Genomic DNA, 17,062 nt, shown 5'->3' on the forward strand with positions numbered 1-17,062 from the left:
TGTTTTAACGTTTATCTAACAATCGTGCTGTCGTAGTTCCCAGCACTTGAATCAAAAACACCGCAACGATCATCAGTAAAATCGTGGTGTACATGATGTCATATTCATAGCGCTGATACCCGTAACGAATCGCAAAGTCACCGATACCACCGCCGCCCACAATCCCCATAACCGTTGAATAAGAAACCAGACTAATGGTGGTGGACGTATAACTTAAAATCAAGCCACTGCGGGCCTCAACATATAAAAATTCCCAAATCAGCTGCCACCGGGTGGCTCCCAAAGAGGCTGCCAGTTCCAAGACTTCTCGTGGTACATCTAAAAGGACTTGTTCCACCAAACGCGCATAAATTGCCACAGCCACAAAAGCTAAGGGAAAGGCCGCAGCATAGGTTCCAAAAGCCGTCCCCAACACGAAGCGCGTCAAAGGAATCAAGGCCACTACAAATAAAAGAAACGGAAAGGACCGGACGGTGTCGACATATATATTTAGTGCCCAATAAAATCCACGATTGGGCCGCACACCGTTTTTTCGGCTTAGAAAAAGTCCAGTACCTACTGGTAGTCCAATTAATAAGGCCGCTAGCATCGCTAAAACCATCATAATCGTCGTATCAGTGATTGCCTGTAAAATCTCGGGACGAAAGGTCATCAATCTAGTCCAATAATTCATGCTTGCAACCTCGCAATCACTTGCGCCGTATAATCTGCCTCGTCCTGCAATACTGCTGGCTGAACTGCTGTAATCGCTTGGAGCCGTCCTGCTTCCAGCACTGCGGCCCGCTGACACAAAAATTTCACTGCCGCCAATTCATGGCTAACAAAAAGAATCGTTGGCTGAAAAGTCGCGTGAACTTTTTTTAATAGCTTCAAGATTTCCAACGTATTTTTTTCATCTAAAGCAGAGGTTGGCTCATCACATAAGATAATTTTCGGTTCCGTAATCAAGGCTCTGGCAATTGCTGCTCGTTGTTTTTGACCACCGCTTAACTGACTAGGGTAACTTTTCGCTTTGTCTCCTAAACCAACAAACTCTAACAATTGCTGACTCTTAGCTGGATCTGCTTTGCCTAAAAGCTTCAAAGGCAACCCGACGTTTTCAGCAATCGTGCGATTATGCAAAAGGTGATATTGCTGAAAGACCATGCCAATCGTCTGTTTAATTTGCCGACGTCGCTGATCAGACAGTTGCCAAACATCCGTCCCTGCTAGTAACAATTTCCCCTCAGAAGGTTGTTCTAACAAATTCAATAACCGTAATAAAGTTGATTTACCCGCACCGCTTTCTCCCACGATACCAAAAATCTCATGATCCTCGATGGTTAAGTCGATTTGGTCAAGGGCTTTTTCGGGATAATAGTGGCTCACATTCTGTAATTCAATCATGATGGCCTCCTAATCCGCTAATAGATCCAAAAGGGTCTCATTATCTAGGTGACTAAAATAAAGATCAGCCTCGATATCCTTTAAGGCTGTTGCCAACGCTTGACGTTGATAAGGCAAGCCCACCAGCTTTTCTGCTAGCTCACTTGAGTCTTTTTGGCCAAAATAATCCCCGTAAAAAACAAGATTGCTAATATGACCTTTCGCGACTTCAATCCGAGCATCAATGATTCCCACGGCCGGATAGCGACGGCGACGTTGGATGGAGTAGGCAGGGGCCTCCCCGTAAATCCATTCCTCGTTGCCATAAATCTCGGTTACTAATTGCGCGATGGCCGCGTCATCTTCTGCTGAAAGATGTAATTCTTTAGCCGCAATCGTTCTTAAATCGTTCACATCGAACAAACGCTTCAATAATTCATCGCGAAAGGCTTCTGTGGATAATCCTTGATACTCCGCTGCTAAATAAGGACGCAAATTGGTAACGTGGGAACGAACGGACTTGGTCCCTTTCGATTCGATTTTGTCTTTCGCTACCCGCAAAGCCTGCGGCAACACATCTAAGTCGACATCTAACATCAAGGTTCCATGGGAGAATAATTTGCCTCGTTTCTTATACATGGCATTTCCTGAGAATTTTTTCCCCTCAATCAGCAAATCGTTACGACCGCTAACTTCCGCGCCAGTCGCCCCCATTTCATGGATTGCCTTTAAAATCGGCTGCGTAAACTCGGCAAAATTGCCGAAATCTTCCCGACCTGCTTTTGTAACAAAACTAAAGCTGACATTGCCCAAATCATCATAGACGGCACCCCCGCCGGATAAACGGCGTGTCACCGTAATGCCACGCTCACGAACAAATTTCTGATCGATTTCTTCAATGGCATTTTGATTACGGCCAATAATGATACACGGTTCTTGAATATAAAAGAGAACTAATGGTTCCTCAAAATCTTTTTCTAATAAGTATTGCTCTGTCGCGAGATTCACTCGAATGTCTCGTGAAGGCATCGCATAATAAAGCATGTGCCGACTCCTTTCAAAAAACAAGTTGCAACTGATTTGTATTGTGTACTATTTATATACAGATGTCAACGAAAACAATTATGAAAAACATAAGAAAATCACCTGTATTATTGTACTATTATTTTCTAAAAACTGTATTACTTAATTCCCTTTTGTTTGTGATAAAAAGAACAAAAAGACGGCCATAAGCGATTACTTATGACCATCTTTTTTATACACGTCTTTTGCGAAGCAATAAGAGTGCGCCGCCAATTATCGTAAGTCCCAACATAATCCATAACGGATTGTTGCTTTCACCCGTATGCGGATATGGTGTTGTTGGCTGATTCTCAAACTTACCTAAATCAAGTGTCGGTGCTTTTGCAGCGGCCTCATCAATTGTGAAACGAACCACTTGCGAACTACGTACATAGCCGGTTGGTGCTTTAGTTTCCCGCCATTCATAGGTACCTGGCGCTAAATTCGCTACTTGTAAATGACCATTACGATCGGAGACGACTTCCGCTATGCGTGTAGCCTCGCGACCTGAAACTTGCCATAATTCAAAGGTTGCGCCTGACAGTGGTTGACCCTTTTCATTGGTTTTTGTCAAGGTTGCTTGGCCTTTAAAGTTTACAAAGGTGCCTAAATCATGAGTTGGTGCTGTCTTACTTTCAGCTTCAATCTCGAATGGAATTGCAGCCGTATTGCGGATGTAGCCTGTTGGTGCGCTAGTTTCTCGCAATTCATAACGTCCTGGCGCTAAGTCTTTGACTACTACTTGACCATCTTCTCCGCTTGTAATCGCGCCTCTTAATAGTTGCCCATTACCACCAGCGGATACATCCCACAATTGAAAGACAGCGCCCGCCAAACCGTGCCCCTGCTGATTGGTTTTTTGTAGCGTAACCTGTCCTTGATAATTGGCAAATTCACCTAGATTCAAGTGCGGTTCCTTCGCGCTTTCTTTTTCGATAGTAAACGGAACGGGGTTCGTATTGACAATGTACCCTACTGGAGCGCTCACTTCTCGTAGTTCATAATTGCCTGGCGCAAGATTAGCCACACTGACTAAGCCATTGCTGTCTGACTGGATGTCCTCAAAGCCTGCCACAGGTCTTGCGCTCCCTTTTGCCATACTTGGAACACGGCTCCTGCTAAAGGATTGCCCGTACTATCAGTTTTCTTCAAGGTTACGTTTCCTTGGTAGTTGACAAAATCAGCTAATGTCACGACTGGCGTTTCTGCCGCAGAAGCAACAATTGTAAAGTCGATTGGATTGGTATTAATGACGTGGCCTTCAGGCGCTGTCACTTCCCGCAGCTCATAATCACCAGGAACTAAATCACTAATCGTTAATTGTCCTGACGCATCTGTGGTGACTGCTTCTTGACCGGCTACTGCCTTAGGTACAGTCGGATTGGTTACATCCCACAATTGGAAGACTGCGCCAGCCAAGCCAACGCCATTTTTATCCTTTTTCTTCATCGTGACAGTTCCGCGGAAATTGACGAATTCGCCTAGATCCAACTGTTGTTCTTCCGTGCTTGCTGATGCAATCGTAAATTCGATCGGGTTCGTATTTAATACGTACCCACTTGGTGCGGTGATTTCCCGCAATTCATAATTGCCCGGTGCGATATCTAGTACGTTGATTACGCCTACCGTATCTGACTGCAGATTTTCATAGCCAGCTACCGGACCACTATCATTGCCTTTTTGCCATACTTGGAACACCGCTCCAGCTAATGGATTTCCGGCGCTATCGGTTTTCTTCAGTACTGCATTTCCTTGATAGTTAACAAAATCAGCTAAGTTTAACATTGGCGGAGTCGCCGCAGTATCTACAATCGTAAAGTCAATTGGATTACTATTGATAACATAGCCTTTAGGTGCGGTTACTTCCCGCAGTTCATAAGCCCCCGGTACCAAATCAGTAATCGTCAGTTGTCCTTCATCATCGGTTGTAACCGCATCATGTTCGGCCACTTGCTGTGGATTATCCGGATCCGTCACATTCCAAAGCTGGAAGACTGCTCCGGCTAAGCCTGCTTCATTCTTATCCGTTTTCTTCATCGTAACGGTTCCCTGGAAGTTAGCAAATTCGCCTAAATTGATGACTGGCTGACTAGTAGCCGCCGATACAATCGTAAACGGTTGTGGATTTGAATTTAGTACATAACCCACTGGTGCTTGGCTTTCGTGCAATTCGTATACTCCCGGCGCCAAGCCTGTTGCTTGAACGATTCCTTGACTGTCAGAAATCAAATGATCATAACCTGCTACAAGTTCCGGGTTTACCGGGTCCGCCACATCCCATAATTGGAAGACAGCGCCTGGTAATGGCTGACTATGATTGTCGGTTTTCACAAAAGAAACAGTTCCTTTAAAGTTGACAAAGTCACCGACCATTATGGTATCCGGTGCATTCTCCGCTTCCGCTAAAATCGTAAACGGTTCTGAAAGATTGGTGTTTAAGACATAGCCTGGCGCAGCTTGCGTTTCTCTAAATTGATACGTTCCTGGTGCTAGTCCATCGGCAAATACCATCCCATCTGGACCACTTATCAAGTCTTCAAATCCGGCAACAGGATTGCCATCTTGGTCTAACACTTCAAAATGAGCCCCCGGTACCGCGATAGAGCCGTCTGCCGTTTCTTCAATTTTTTGCATTCGAGCTGAACCTTTATAGTTGATAGCTGTAAGAGCATTGCCAGCAACGTCAATCGTAATCGTTGCAGGTTCACCTGCCGCCATCTTCTCTATTTCAAACTGTGGCAACACTGCTGTATTTAACAGATAGCCATCTGGCGGAGTGATTTCTTTAAACCGATATTTTCCTGGTGCTAATCCCGTAACGGTAATGAGCCCCTTTTCTGTGGTCATGGTGCCATAACGTTCGATTGGGTTATCATTGGCATCCAGTAGTTGGAACTGGGCACCATCTAGCAAATCAGAGCCCAGATTTTCTTTCGTTAACTGAGCACGACCCTTATAGTTACTTAAATTAAGCTTCGTTCCGTCTTGCTCCCCACCTACTACAATGGGTTTATCTTGTGCTTCAGTTGGAATCGTAAACGGTACTGTCGTGGTATTGCGAATATAGCCTTCTGCAGCTGTTACCTCTTCAAAGTAATAATCACCTGGCGCCAAACCCGTAATCAGAACATGCCCCTCGCCATCAGACTCAATTGGTGTTTGATTTACAGGTGTTTCTTCTTCACCTGATAGATAAACGTTGAATGTAGCACCGGCAAGCGGCGTGTCCACAGTAGCAGCTTCGCCATCCCATTTTGTCAACAAGGCCGAACCTTGGTAGTTCACTAAAGCAAAATCAGGATCATCCGTATTCTTGATGTGAACAACTTCTGGTTTACCTGCTGCCGTGTCTGCAATCTCAAACGGCACTTCTCTTGTATTCACAAGGTAGGCATTATTCGGTGTAGAGATTTCTTTAAAATAATAGTTGCCTGGTGCTAAACCTTCCGCATAGACAACACCATCACTACTCGTGACTTGTAACGGTTGATTGTTGATTTCCACTGGATCACCGTTTTCAGTGTAAACGCCAAAGACCGCTCCATCTACATCATTACCAGCCTCATCTTGCTTCAGCATCTGAGCAGCACCTTTGTAGTTGATCAAAGGATTGGCGGCGTCAGTCACGTCGATCGTCGTCTCAGTGTTTGACCCTGCGTTGCTCTCTAGGTGGAACTCATGCACAGTCGTGTCTAAAATGTAACCAGTCGGTGCCGTAACTTCTTTATATTGATAGTCCCCACCAGTTAGATTCTGAACAGAGACATTCCCGGTTAGCGGATTAGACATAAAGGTTCCATCGGCTGTTTGACCGTAATCAATATTCTCAGAATTATTAGTTGGATCCGTAATATCTACAAATTCACCTAATGAGTTTTCCTTATAAAGTCTAAATTCAGCGCCACCAATTGGTTGTGGGTCTCCACCAGATAAGTTGTCTTGTGCCTGTTTTGTCCAGAACACTTTCCAGTTATAGTTTTTGAAGGGCGTACTTTCTGTGTGCACAAGCTTTTGGGCAGGTTCGTCAATAATATATTCGTCGTCGCCAGTACCAGAAAGCGGCATCGTAAATTTCAAAATCGTATCATTAATGACATAATCATCTGGTGCTTTAATTTCACTTAGTCCGTATGTTGTTCCCGGTGCTAAGTTCTCTACCAAAATCTTGCCATTGTCATTCGAAGTGACCTCAATAGGTTCACCATCTTTTAAGATAGGTGTGCCTTTTTCATCTAACAATTGGAAAATAGCTCCTGGTAACGTTGCACCCGTTTCACCAGAAATTTTGGTAAATTCGGCATTCCCTTTGTAATTGATAAATGGATTATCTAAAATAACTATCGGCTCAGGCTTACTACTAGCATCGCCGGTAATCGTAAAGAGTAATTTTGTCCCATTCAGATAGTAGCCATCGACTGATTGCTCCGTCACCATATATTTCCCTGGACGTAACTGATCAAAAAGCACTTGACCGTTTTCATCAGACACAAAGGTTCGATCTACTACCGGTTCATAATCCGAGGTATTAAGCGGCGCCCATTCCAAGGTAAAGCCGGCTCCCTGGATCGCTTCACCTTCCTCGCCTTGTTTCGTTAACACAGCGCTACCTTGATAATTATTCAACACCACCTGGCTAATCGGTGTTTCTGAATTTTCATCCCCATAGACTTTCCGGGTGCCATCTGCATCTTCTTTCACAACGAATGCTACCGGCGCAAAATTAGGCAGATATTCTAATCCCATATTATCATAAGGAGCGGATAACTCTTTTATTTGGTATTTGCCTACTGTCAAAAGCTGAAGCTCCACACCGGCTTCTTCCGCGGCAAACGTTGAAAGAATGTCGTAGGCACCTTCAGTTTCATTCCATTTCATTAAGGAGAATAAGCCACCGGCTAATTTGGTACCACTCCCATCCTCTTTGAAGAAGGTCGTAGTTACGGGTTCATTTTCAATGACAATCGGCGTAGTTGAGCTTGTACTAGCGTCATTTACGGGTACTTTGACCCCTGCTTGCAACTCTGGGCTAATCGTATAGCCATCGGGCGCTGCAATTTCCTTCATGATATAATCAAAACCATTTGCACTAGTATCTGTGTAGACAAGGTTCCCAAAAGTAAACTGCCCCGTCTCACTAGTGGTCACATCATAAATTATTTGTGGCGCAACTGAGCTGTTATTTCCTTTGAAGACTCGAATCAGCTGCAAACGAGCACCAGCTAATGGTTGTCCAGTCGCTGTTTGTTTTTGAATGGTCACGCTGCCTTTTTTACCAAAGGCAACTCCACTACCAGTATGAATAGTCACATTGGTGGTTGTGGTAGTATCCGGCTCTTTAATAGTCTCCCCTTGAGAGGTGATTTTAGCATTATTGGTCACCGCCTCAGTCTGGGTCGTAAAATTCGGTTTTGTTTGATAAACCAACATATACGATCTTTCAATGACATCTGGCGGACTGTCTTCCGTTTCTTTGTAGCCTGGCAAAAAGTTCACCGTCAAGGTCTGCTGCCCAGTGGCTGGGTCGGTAGTGATTTCTGCATTATAATCTTGGCCTTTTACTAAAGGTATTGTCGCTTGGGTAATGGTCCCATCCGTCGCGACCGATGTTGGATATAATGCAATCGTCTATTCAATCAGCATTTGGTTAGTAGACGGCAAATCCGTGATAACCGGTGCAATCAAATAGGATTGATTTTGATTGATTTGTAGCTGCCAGTGGATATTCCCGTCGCCAGGAGCGTATGATCCACTTTTAGATAATAAGTTATTACCGTATTTGACACTGACTGAAGCTGATAAGGTGTTAGGCTCTCCCAACACTTCAGTAGTTGCGACATTAGAGTAGGTATTTTGATTAATAACTTTCCCCTTCAAGGAGGTCTTAAATTGGATTTGATAAACCATTGGCGGTTCATCGCCATTCCAGCCAGGAATCCTTTGCCCATCAGTACCGACATCTATTTGCAAGGTTTCTCCATTGTTCTCATTTGGCTCTGTATAAGTGATATAAGATTTTTCCTTTTGTTCACCACCGTAATTTGCAGTTCCATCGGCTTGGAAATTTCCTGACGGATTGATTGTCCCACGGAGAATACTCAATGAATTTTCAACATAGGCCTGACTGTTTACAGCATCTTCGGGATCCGTATTAGGAATGATGGGGTCCGTCATACTAAAAAATGGAACGCCTGCACTATTATAATTAGCCAGAACTGTCCAAGTGATTTCTTTAGTTTGAGCGTTGTATACCCCACTCTTTATTCCTTGATTCGCTTCTTGAGTAGATGTTGTAAATTGATTGGTAGAAGTCGAATGGTGCTCCGTCCCATTCTCCTCGGTCCAATCCATATTGATCGTATTAACGTAAGCTAAGCTTTTGGGATTATTGGGATCTTTTGGATCTGAGAACTGGTTATAAGAAGTCATATAAGTCATATGGAACGAATGTGACGTTGTTTGATACTTATTGATAAATGTGATTGTAAAGTTCTTATAAGGTTGGTTTGGTATACCTGATGAAGCGGTAAAATCAATATCCATCACATAGTCTGCCTGATTTTCTGGTACACCAAAGCCCGTCATCGGCACTCCATTTGCCGTATAAGCTCCTTTCAACACATACCCAGTGTCATCTTTAATTTGAATCAAATCATTAGTTGGAGTAGTATTGCCATTACTATCCAAATAAATTGGAAACGAAATATAACCTTCTTCTGATCCGGTAACAGTATCCGTAAAGGTCGCATTATTTAACTGATACTTATTTTTATTGACATCTACTGTCCACGTTGCTATCTGCTTACCAATATCCAAAGTTGGTTTATTTTTAATCAACGTTTGTTGAACAGGTTGCGTAACGTGCGGCTGACCCGGATTGTTTATACCCTCTTGCGAAACCGTATTATTAACAGTAACGTTATTAGTACCATCTACCACAGGATTCACTTTCGTACTATAGGTAATGTCGATTGCTTGGTTTTGCGTCACATTATTATTAAATAAAATCGCCATCTTGCCATCTGTGACAGTAACTGTATAAGCATCTGTTGGTACCACGCCACCTTGAGAATAGCTGCCATTGGCATTTGCTACCATGTAGTGTAGTTGTACACCTGCTGCCCCTTTTACAATTTCCATATTGTTAGAAAAAGTATCCACAATAGGATTGGTGGTATCAATCGTTTTGAAGCCGCGATTATATTGAATCGTCCATTTATAGGTCTGATCCGCCGAAGAATAACCATTTTGTACTTTAGCCAAACGCGCCCCATATTTGCCCGTTAATGTTGCGGAAGCGTCTTGTCCATTCCAATGTGCAGTATTTTTAAATACAACATTGCCACCATTATCGGGTTTGTCTTCGTCATTGATAGGTGTTTGATATACCACTTGATAGGCTTGGTCAATCATGCCGTTAAACGTCACATTACCAGCCGCATCCACCTCATAATCTTCTCCTTCAACTAAAGGTGTTGTCCCGACTGAGGCAACCGTGCCGTCCATATTTAGTTCTTCAGGATAAATCGCCACTGAACCAAAGCTGACCGTTGGCGGGAAGGTTTCTGTTAAGGTCGGGTTCTCAAGGGTGGCCAGTGTTCTATTTACATCTACTTTCCAAGTAATATTGCTGGGGTTTACTTGTTTATCAAAGGTCCCAGCTTTAGAGACTGAATTTGTTGTCTGTGGATTGATAAAAATAGTTTGCGGTGGCAAGTTATACTCAGTTGGGAAAACGATCGTCGATTTCCCTGGATGCGTAATTACTTGCTGGTCAATTTTGACGGAGTAATCCATCTTCCCGCTTGCAATCGGTGTAAAATCTTCCGGAGTATAATCAGCTGGATTGGTTGACCCGCTATTAGTAGTTAAAGTAACCACAATTTGATTATTAGCTGGATCCATTGTAGCAATCGCTAGAACGTCCCCTCCTTGTTTCAGTTCTATTGGCGCTGTACTATTGATATCCAAGCCATTGGGCACTGGCAATGTAAACGTATCGCCAGGGCGCATCGCTTGTTGAACTACTTCTGGCGCGCCGAAATCGACGGTCATCCCTACATTGTTAGGATCAGTAATGGGATCTGGACTAATCGTGACACCTTTAACAAAACTATCCCCCGGTGCGTATTGATTAAACAGGGATTCAATCGTTTGCGGAGCAGCTCGCAAAGCATTTTTCTTGGTGCTATTACTAGAATTCGTCGTTTCTTTCGTTTTAGCGTTAGTTTCAGTGCTGATTTCTTTGGTTGAGCTTGTTTCACTTGCTGCTTCACTAGTGGTTGTAGTAGTCGATTCGGTCCCAGAGGATGCTGTTTCAGTTGAGTCCCCACTAGTTGAACTGGCTTCGCTAGTTTCACTCTCCAGTTGACTCGTGGTACTTTCCAGATTGCTCTCATCTGTCATGCTGGTTTCATCGCTTTCAGTGTTACTCTCACGCTCACTATCGGTTGACCCTGTCGCAGTATCAATAGTACTGCTTTCTGAATCACTAGTTGCTGTCGTACTAGCTTTGGAAGAATCACTTGCCAACGGATTCTCAAAAGCCGTCGTCATAGTTTGTTTATCCACTGCAGTGGTCAAGGTTGTGGCCGTAAATTGCGCAGTATTTACCTGTAGCCGCAATTTCACTGTCTTTTTCGTATTTGCTGCAACGGTCACTTTCAGCTCTTGCGGTTTCAGTTTAGCGGTGTCTTCTGGTTTAAGCTTAAGCTGTTGCGCTTCTGTTAAGCCACTGGCTAATGGTTGCGCCGCAATCTCGAGCTGAATCCCTGCTAGGTCGGCTAGCTCGCTCTGATCTTGCAAGTTCACCGCCTCCACAGACACACCTTCATCCAACTGAATCGTTTTAACGAACGGCTGGTTCGTTTCATTATTTGTTTGGAAAGCGAGATCGATGTCTGTATATGTATCAGTCGTTTTCACCGTCTCAAATTGGGTTAAAATAAGTTCTTTTTCCTTTAGCACTTCTGCAACCGCTGCGGTAGGAATCAAATTCACCACCAAAAGCAGGACTGCCGAGAAGTTCAACACCTTTTGCCTTGCTTCCTTACCCATGTCACCATCTCCTTTTAATGCCTATTAAAAAAAGCAAAATTGACTACTTTGCTCTCCAATAACGACTATTTTTTATCTATACCTTAAGTATAGCTTAGAAAGACGAATCAGAGAAATAATAGAGCGCCAAAATCAAAGAGAAAACGCGTCCATTTTACGTAATAACAGCAACAAAAAAAGGCAGTCCCATAAAGGCTGCCTCTTCGTTGTTATTCTATTGTTGTTCCACTTGTTCACCGTTACTGGCAATCACTTGTTTATACCAGTCAAACGACTTTTTCTTAGAGCGGGCAAGTGTTCCGTTTCCGTCATTGTCACGATCCACATAAATAAACCCATATCTTTTCTTCATTTCACCAGTTCCTGCTGAAACCAAGTCAATACAGCCCCACATGGTGTAGCCGATTAATTCCACACCGTCGGCTAAGGTTTCTTTCATAGCCAGCACATGCTGCCGTAGATAATCAATGCGGTAATCATCCTGAATACTACCATCAGCCTCGACGGTATCTTCCGCTCCCAGACCATTCTCTACCACCATCAAGGGAATCTCATAACGGTCATACAATTTGTTCAATGTATAACGCAACCCGGTTGGATCAATCTGCCATCCCCATTCACTCGCTTCTAAGTATGGGTTTTTGGCACCTCCCATCAGATTTCCCGCTGTCATCTCAGAGCCATTTTCGGCAGTCACACAATTACTGGAATAGTAAGAGAAGGAGTAGAAATCAACGGTCCCTTCTTTTAAAATTTCGGCATCCTCCGCAGCAAAATCAATGGTAATATCATTATCAGCAAAGTATTGGCGGATAAAGTACGGATATTTCCCTTTAACATGAACGTCTCCGCAGAAGTTATTCATATGATTATCAAACTGCTGCGTCAGCAAGACATCCGCCGGTTTAGGCGTCAACGGATAAAAGGTCATATGTGCTAGCATACAGCCAATTTGAAAATCAGGATTGATTTTATGTCCTTCCATCACCGTACGCGCACTAGCGATAAACGCGTGATGCAGCGCCTGATAGCGTCGGTTAGGATCATCCACTGGTTGCATCATATCTTCCGTTTGATCACTTAAAATACCTAATACATTCAGAGCGCCAAAGGGCATCGTGGCAAAATTAATTTCATTGAAAGTTAACCAATACTTGACCTTTTCCTTATACCGTTCCATCACGGTTGTAGTATACCGAACAAAGTGATCAATAACCTGGCGATCAGCAAAACCATTATATTTCTTGACTAAGGCATATGGTAATTCAAAATGGCTCAAGGTCACTAATGGTTCAATCCCATGTTTCAAGCATTCATCAAAAACCTGGTCATAAAAGGCCAATCCCTCTTCATTAGGCTCTGCATCATCACCATTGGGGAAAATACGGCTCCAGGCAATCGACAGTCGGAAAACCTTGAACCCCATCTCACCAAACAGTGCGATATCTTCTGCATAATGATGATAAAAATCAATCGCATCATGGCTAGGATAATAGGCATCCGCCACTAGTTCACGGTCAAAGACCCGCCGTTTTTTCAAGCTACCTGCCCGTAAGTGGTCACAAATACTTTCCCCTTTGCCGGCTACATTCCAAGCACCTTCACACTGATTGGCAGCTGTCGCACCGCCCCATAAAAATTTTTCTGGAAATCCCATTATTTAACCTCGCTTCATTTGATTAATTCATTTCCGTAATGCCTTCGTTAGTAGCTGCTAATTCCTGTTTCGCAGCTAGTTCAGCTTGATAAGATTTTTCATCAGCAACCTTGAAGAATGGATAGTAAATCACGGTACTCATAACGACCGTTAACGCTTGGAAGACTGCCCAGCGCCAGCCACCGCCTAGGAAACCGCTTAGAATCACCGGTGTACCTAATGGTGCGCCAAAACCTGGTAATAGCGGTAAGACCCCGACACGCATCCCCAAGTATGCCAAAACTAAAATCAATGTTGGTGTCACAATAAAAGGAATCGCTAAAGTCAGATTCATAATGATTGGCAAGCCGAAAATAACAGGTTCATTGATCCCACAAATATTCGGAATTAGTGATAATTTTCCTAGCACACGATACTGTTCAGATTTTGCCCGTGCCATCAAGAATACTAAACCTAAGGTCGCACCAGATCCCATAGCCACAGCTTGGAAGAATAGTGGTGTGGAAATAATATTAGGAATGGCTTCCCCTACGTTGTAAGCTGCTAAATTGGCATTCGTCATAGGTGTCCAAATTGGAATAAACACACTCATTACGATCATAATCCCGTGAATCCCGAAGATCCATAAGACATGAGCCATCAAGGCGGCAACCACCATAGCGGCAAAATTACCACCTAAAGCTGTTAATGGCGCTGCTACTAATGAAAATACGATAGTATGAATGTCGCCCATTGGCGTTAAAGAAGCCCCAAAACGAACCAATAACCACAAGAACGCAACCACAAAGCCAGGCACTAAACCTGAGAAGGACATCGCTACAGTTGGCGGTACCCCTGGCGGCATTTTGATAACCCAGCCGCGTTTTTTGAATAGGACATAAATTTTAGCCGTAACTAACGCTACAATAAAGGCGGTAAAGATTCCGGTACCACCTAGCCAGTTGGTCGGCAACCCTTGAATCGCATAGGTCAGCGCTTCTTGGTCATAGGTATAAGGCGTCACAATCAAGAAGGACAGTAAGGACAAGAGGCCAGCCGGTGTCCCCTCTAAATCAAAATTTTCAGCTAATTTTGACCCAATCAGAAAGACTACATATAAAGCCAATAAGTTCGTTGTCAGTTCGTTAGGAATCGCTGTGATTGGTTTTAAGCCACTGCTTACTAAAAAGTTTTGATAAGACTCAATGGGCAACCCATTGATCAAACTACCAATTGCTCCGATAATAGTAATTGGCATTGAGGCCATCAAACCATTGGTACAGGCACTGATATACTTGTTGGTTTGAATGACATTCGCAACTTTTTGCATTTTCATTTGAATCGCATTTCCTTGGCTCATCTTTTCTCCTCCTATTCTAAAACGAGTGCGTCATGCAACACTTTTTCACCGTTCATCATGCCATAATCAATTGATGGAATCGTTTTGATTACCACATCATGGCCCGCATACTTAGTTTTCAATGTATCTTCTAAATAACCAACTTGCGGTCCTAATAACAACACATCAATCTCTTCAATCATTTTGTCCACACGTCCTTCAGCGGTGGCATCGATTGTCACTTCCAATCCTTGTTGCGTGGCGGCTTGCCGCATCCGCTCCATCAACATACTCGTGGAAAACCCACCTGCACAAGCTAACATGATCTTTTTCATCCCACTAACTCCTTTGTATGATTTTTTAAGGCCGCAACCTCTTTTTTAGTTGTAATAATATGGTGTGCCAGGTCATGAATCGTCATGGCATTCATGACGTGATCCTGCGCATGAACCATTAATAAGTTGATGGTCGTAGGCTCGCCGCGCATCTCAGCTTGGATCAGTTTGGTCTGTGCGATGTGCGCACAATCAATGGCTTCCTTCGCCGCCGCAAGCTGTTGATCTGATTGTTCAAAGTCAGCTATTTCAGCCGCCTGGATAGCCTTCATACAATAAGACCTGGCGTCTCCTCCATGCATAATCAGCTGCATGATTTCCTGTTCATTTTCCATTCCTTTCCCTCCTTTGTTCTTCATTTGATTAATAGCAATCAGCGTGCCAAAAATACAAAGGGCGTCACAGTAGTTAAATAACAATTATTTGTGTGTTATCTGTGTAAACCAGTGATCTGTTTCTATCTGTGCAGCCTGATTTTACACAGATAGCACACAAATCAAACACAAAAAAACCACTCCTGTCTCTGATTAAGAAACAAAAGTGGTCTTTGCTAGCTACTATTGATAGACTAACTCTGTTTGGGCTGCCTTCCGTAAATAAGCATAAGCAACGTAATTCATTTGATTGTCGTCCAAGTGTCTGAAGAACGTTCCAAAAAATTGCTGAAAGGTCGTTTTGATTTGCGAAACAAATAAGGGATGGTTCGCAATGATGCCGGCCTCATCTTCAAAAGGTGGAAAAACTTCTTGGCGCCGATCCTTTAATAACATACCTAAAATATGAAAGGCCAGCCCAGTCAGCTCACTGGTATTAAATGGTTGATCTAAGCAAGCCTGCACTTCTTCATTAAAACGATAAATTAAAGGAATCACTTCCGCCAAAGGCAGCTCGCCGTAATATGACTGGGCCGTCTCTAACATATCACGGTAGATGACTGCTTCCCCGACTACGCGCTGTAGTTGCGTAAAATCCTTCAGGGCAATTAGCTCAAAAAAATCAAAGGTTGGCAAGTCCACTTGAATCGGTAATGACGAAACCACACAAATCACTTGATAGGTTTCTTGGATTTTATGGATTCGGTAATTGGCTGTACCTTTTCCCGCCAAATTGACTGGAATAACTTCAATACCTTGTTGACCTAACTGGAGCTGTTTGTGCAATACCTCTTTGATCGTCAGCGCCGTGCCTTTACCGGATAAGCACAGGGCGATTACGGCTAAAGGTTTTTCTTTAGGTGCTTGTTTCTCTTGGATTAGTTGCTGATATTCCTGGATTTTAAGCGTATCTCGGTAGATTTCATCCAGTGAGTAGTGCAGCAGACTTTTACGACCGGCCTCAATAACGTGCATCGTACTCACTAAAGGAATCGCCTTGACTTGAATCCCAAACTCTTCTTGAATGACTGGCGCAAAGTTTGTTAGGCTGCCCATATCTACCAGCAATAACAAATCCTGTTGCTCCTCTTTCGCGCTTAAATAATGACGTAGTTCATCTAATATTTCCTGGGGAGTTTGATCCAAAGCCGCATCTAAACCAATTGTACAAGGCTCGCATAATAGCTCGTTTGCCGCTTGGCTCATGGAACTGGCGGTATGCGTCCCGTGCGCAATCACGATGATTTCCACTTGCTCCTGCGTTTTCTGTGAAAGTTCGTCATAGCAAAAGAGCATACCTAGATAAGCCGTTTCATTGGTTGGCAAGGTAATCTGGTAGCGTTCCGTCAGCTGTTTTTGACACTGCTGAGCCACCTGCCAAATGTGGGGATGTTCCAACTGCAGACTATTGCCCTGGTCGCGATCCTCTCGGGCCCAATAGGAGCCGGCTTTAATTTGTTCAATCAGATTAAATAAATGGATTGCAATCGCATGTTGGCATTTATCACTGAAACGGCGAGCTAGTTTGGTCTCAGCCAAAGCAATCAGCTGGCGAATTTGTTGCAGCTCTTCTTGCGGAATCAACGCTAGCAGGTCACTTTCCAATAACCTGCGTTCAGGGTAGCGCTCAAAATAACGAAATAGGTCAGTTTCCATTTCTCTTTGAATCTGCGCAAAACTGACATTTTGCTCTTCCAAATCTTGAAAAGTAGTAGCTAAGCGGGTATAAACATTGTCACTAAGTGCTTTGGCACGCCCTTCCTCTGCGGGAAGATAGGTGTAATGATCTGTGGCCAGCTCTTCAAAATAGCGCCAAAGTTGGCGATGAATCTGCGTATTTAACAATCCTTGCTGGATATGTTCCGGCAGATCGGCTGTGGCTAAGTGCATTTGCTGC

At 43.6% G+C, this 17,062-nt stretch carries 11 protein-coding genes; all 11 read right to left on the bottom strand.

Annotated elements, in window-relative coordinates:
* Positions 1 to 4: 4 nt before the first annotated feature.
* The gene (locus ECA01S_RS10245; RefSeq protein ID WP_067394936.1) at positions 5 to 673 is read right to left on the bottom strand and encodes a methionine ABC transporter permease; all 669 of its coding nucleotides are present in this window, start codon (positions 671 to 673) and stop codon (positions 5 to 7) included.
* The gene (locus ECA01S_RS10250; RefSeq protein WP_067394939.1) at positions 670 to 1,386 is read right to left on the bottom strand and encodes an ATP-binding cassette domain-containing protein; all 717 of its coding nucleotides are present in this window, start codon (positions 1,384 to 1,386) and stop codon (positions 670 to 672) included. The genes ECA01S_RS10245 and ECA01S_RS10250 overlap by 4 nt, the downstream gene beginning before the upstream one ends.
* 9 nt (positions 1,387 to 1,395) lie before the next feature.
* Entirely contained in the window at positions 1,396 to 2,409 is a 1,014-nt protein-coding gene (gene lplA, locus ECA01S_RS10255; protein WP_067394942.1) for a lipoate--protein ligase, read from the bottom strand.
* A gap of 211 nt (positions 2,410 to 2,620) precedes the next feature.
* The gene (locus ECA01S_RS10260) at positions 2,621 to 3,502 is read right to left on the bottom strand and encodes an LPXTG cell wall anchor domain-containing protein (protein ID WP_067394945.1); all 882 of its coding nucleotides are present in this window, start codon (positions 3,500 to 3,502) and stop codon (positions 2,621 to 2,623) included.
* The gene (locus tag ECA01S_RS10265; RefSeq protein ID WP_067394948.1) at positions 3,460 to 7,920 is read right to left on the bottom strand and encodes a SpaA isopeptide-forming pilin-related protein; all 4,461 of its coding nucleotides are present in this window, start codon (positions 7,918 to 7,920) and stop codon (positions 3,460 to 3,462) included. Before ECA01S_RS10265 ends, ECA01S_RS10260 begins: the two co-directional genes overlap by 43 nt.
* A gap of 132 nt (positions 7,921 to 8,052) precedes the next feature.
* Positions 8,053 to 11,481: a collagen binding domain-containing protein gene (locus ECA01S_RS10270; protein WP_067394951.1), complete on the bottom strand. Its 3,429-nt coding sequence runs from the start codon at positions 11,479 to 11,481 to the stop codon at positions 8,053 to 8,055.
* Between the two features lie 214 nt (positions 11,482 to 11,695).
* On the bottom strand, positions 11,696 to 13,138 hold the full coding sequence (locus ECA01S_RS10275) for a glycoside hydrolase family 1 protein (protein ID WP_067394955.1): 1,443 nt from the start codon (positions 13,136 to 13,138) through the stop codon (positions 11,696 to 11,698).
* Between the two features lie 22 nt (positions 13,139 to 13,160).
* The gene (locus ECA01S_RS10280) at positions 13,161 to 14,477 is read right to left on the bottom strand and encodes a PTS sugar transporter subunit IIC (protein ID WP_067394958.1); all 1,317 of its coding nucleotides are present in this window, start codon (positions 14,475 to 14,477) and stop codon (positions 13,161 to 13,163) included.
* An 11-nt stretch (positions 14,478 to 14,488) separates the two neighbouring features.
* A complete protein-coding gene (locus ECA01S_RS10285) occupies positions 14,489 to 14,791 on the bottom strand; it encodes a PTS sugar transporter subunit IIB (RefSeq protein ID WP_067394961.1) in 303 nt (100 codons plus the stop codon).
* Positions 14,788 to 15,126, bottom strand: a complete 339-nt coding sequence (locus tag ECA01S_RS10290) for a PTS lactose/cellobiose transporter subunit IIA (RefSeq protein ID WP_067394964.1) — start codon at positions 15,124 to 15,126, stop codon at positions 14,788 to 14,790. The genes ECA01S_RS10285 and ECA01S_RS10290 overlap by 4 nt, the downstream gene beginning before the upstream one ends.
* A gap of 222 nt (positions 15,127 to 15,348) precedes the next feature.
* Positions 15,349 to 17,062 (bottom strand): PRD domain-containing protein (locus tag ECA01S_RS10295; protein ID WP_157490294.1); only part of this gene is annotated, 1,714 nt, incomplete at its 5' end.

It is taken from the genome of Enterococcus canis NBRC 100695 (assembly GCF_001544375.1).
Taxonomy (GTDB): Bacteria; Bacillota; Bacilli; order Lactobacillales; family Enterococcaceae; genus Enterococcus_H; species Enterococcus_H canis.

Bases quoted from the DNA above. Each gene is read 5' to 3' on its own strand.
- ECA01S_RS10250 (WP_067394939.1), bottom strand. From the start codon at position 1,386: ATGATTGAATTACAGAATGTGAGCCACTATTATCCCGAAAAAGCCCTT.
- ECA01S_RS10285 (WP_067394961.1), bottom strand. From the start codon at position 14,791: ATGAAAAAGATCATGTTAGCTTGTGCAGGTGGGTTTTCCACGAGTATG.
- lplA (WP_067394942.1), bottom strand. From the start codon at position 2,409: ATGCTTTATTATGCGATGCCTTCACGAGACATTCGAGTGAATCTCGCG.
- ECA01S_RS10275 (WP_067394955.1), bottom strand. From the start codon at position 13,138: ATGGGATTTCCAGAAAAATTTTTATGGGGCGGTGCGACAGCTGCCAAT.
- ECA01S_RS10270 (WP_067394951.1), bottom strand. From the start codon at position 11,481: ATGGGTAAGGAAGCAAGGCAAAAGGTGTTGAACTTCTCGGCAGTCCTG.
- ECA01S_RS10280 (WP_067394958.1), bottom strand. From the start codon at position 14,477: ATGAGCCAAGGAAATGCGATTCAAATGAAAATGCAAAAAGTTGCGAAT.
- ECA01S_RS10290 (WP_067394964.1), bottom strand. From the start codon at position 15,126: ATGGAAAATGAACAGGAAATCATGCAGCTGATTATGCATGGAGGAGAC.
- ECA01S_RS10245 (WP_067394936.1), bottom strand. From the start codon at position 673: ATGAATTATTGGACTAGATTGATGACCTTTCGTCCCGAGATTTTACAG.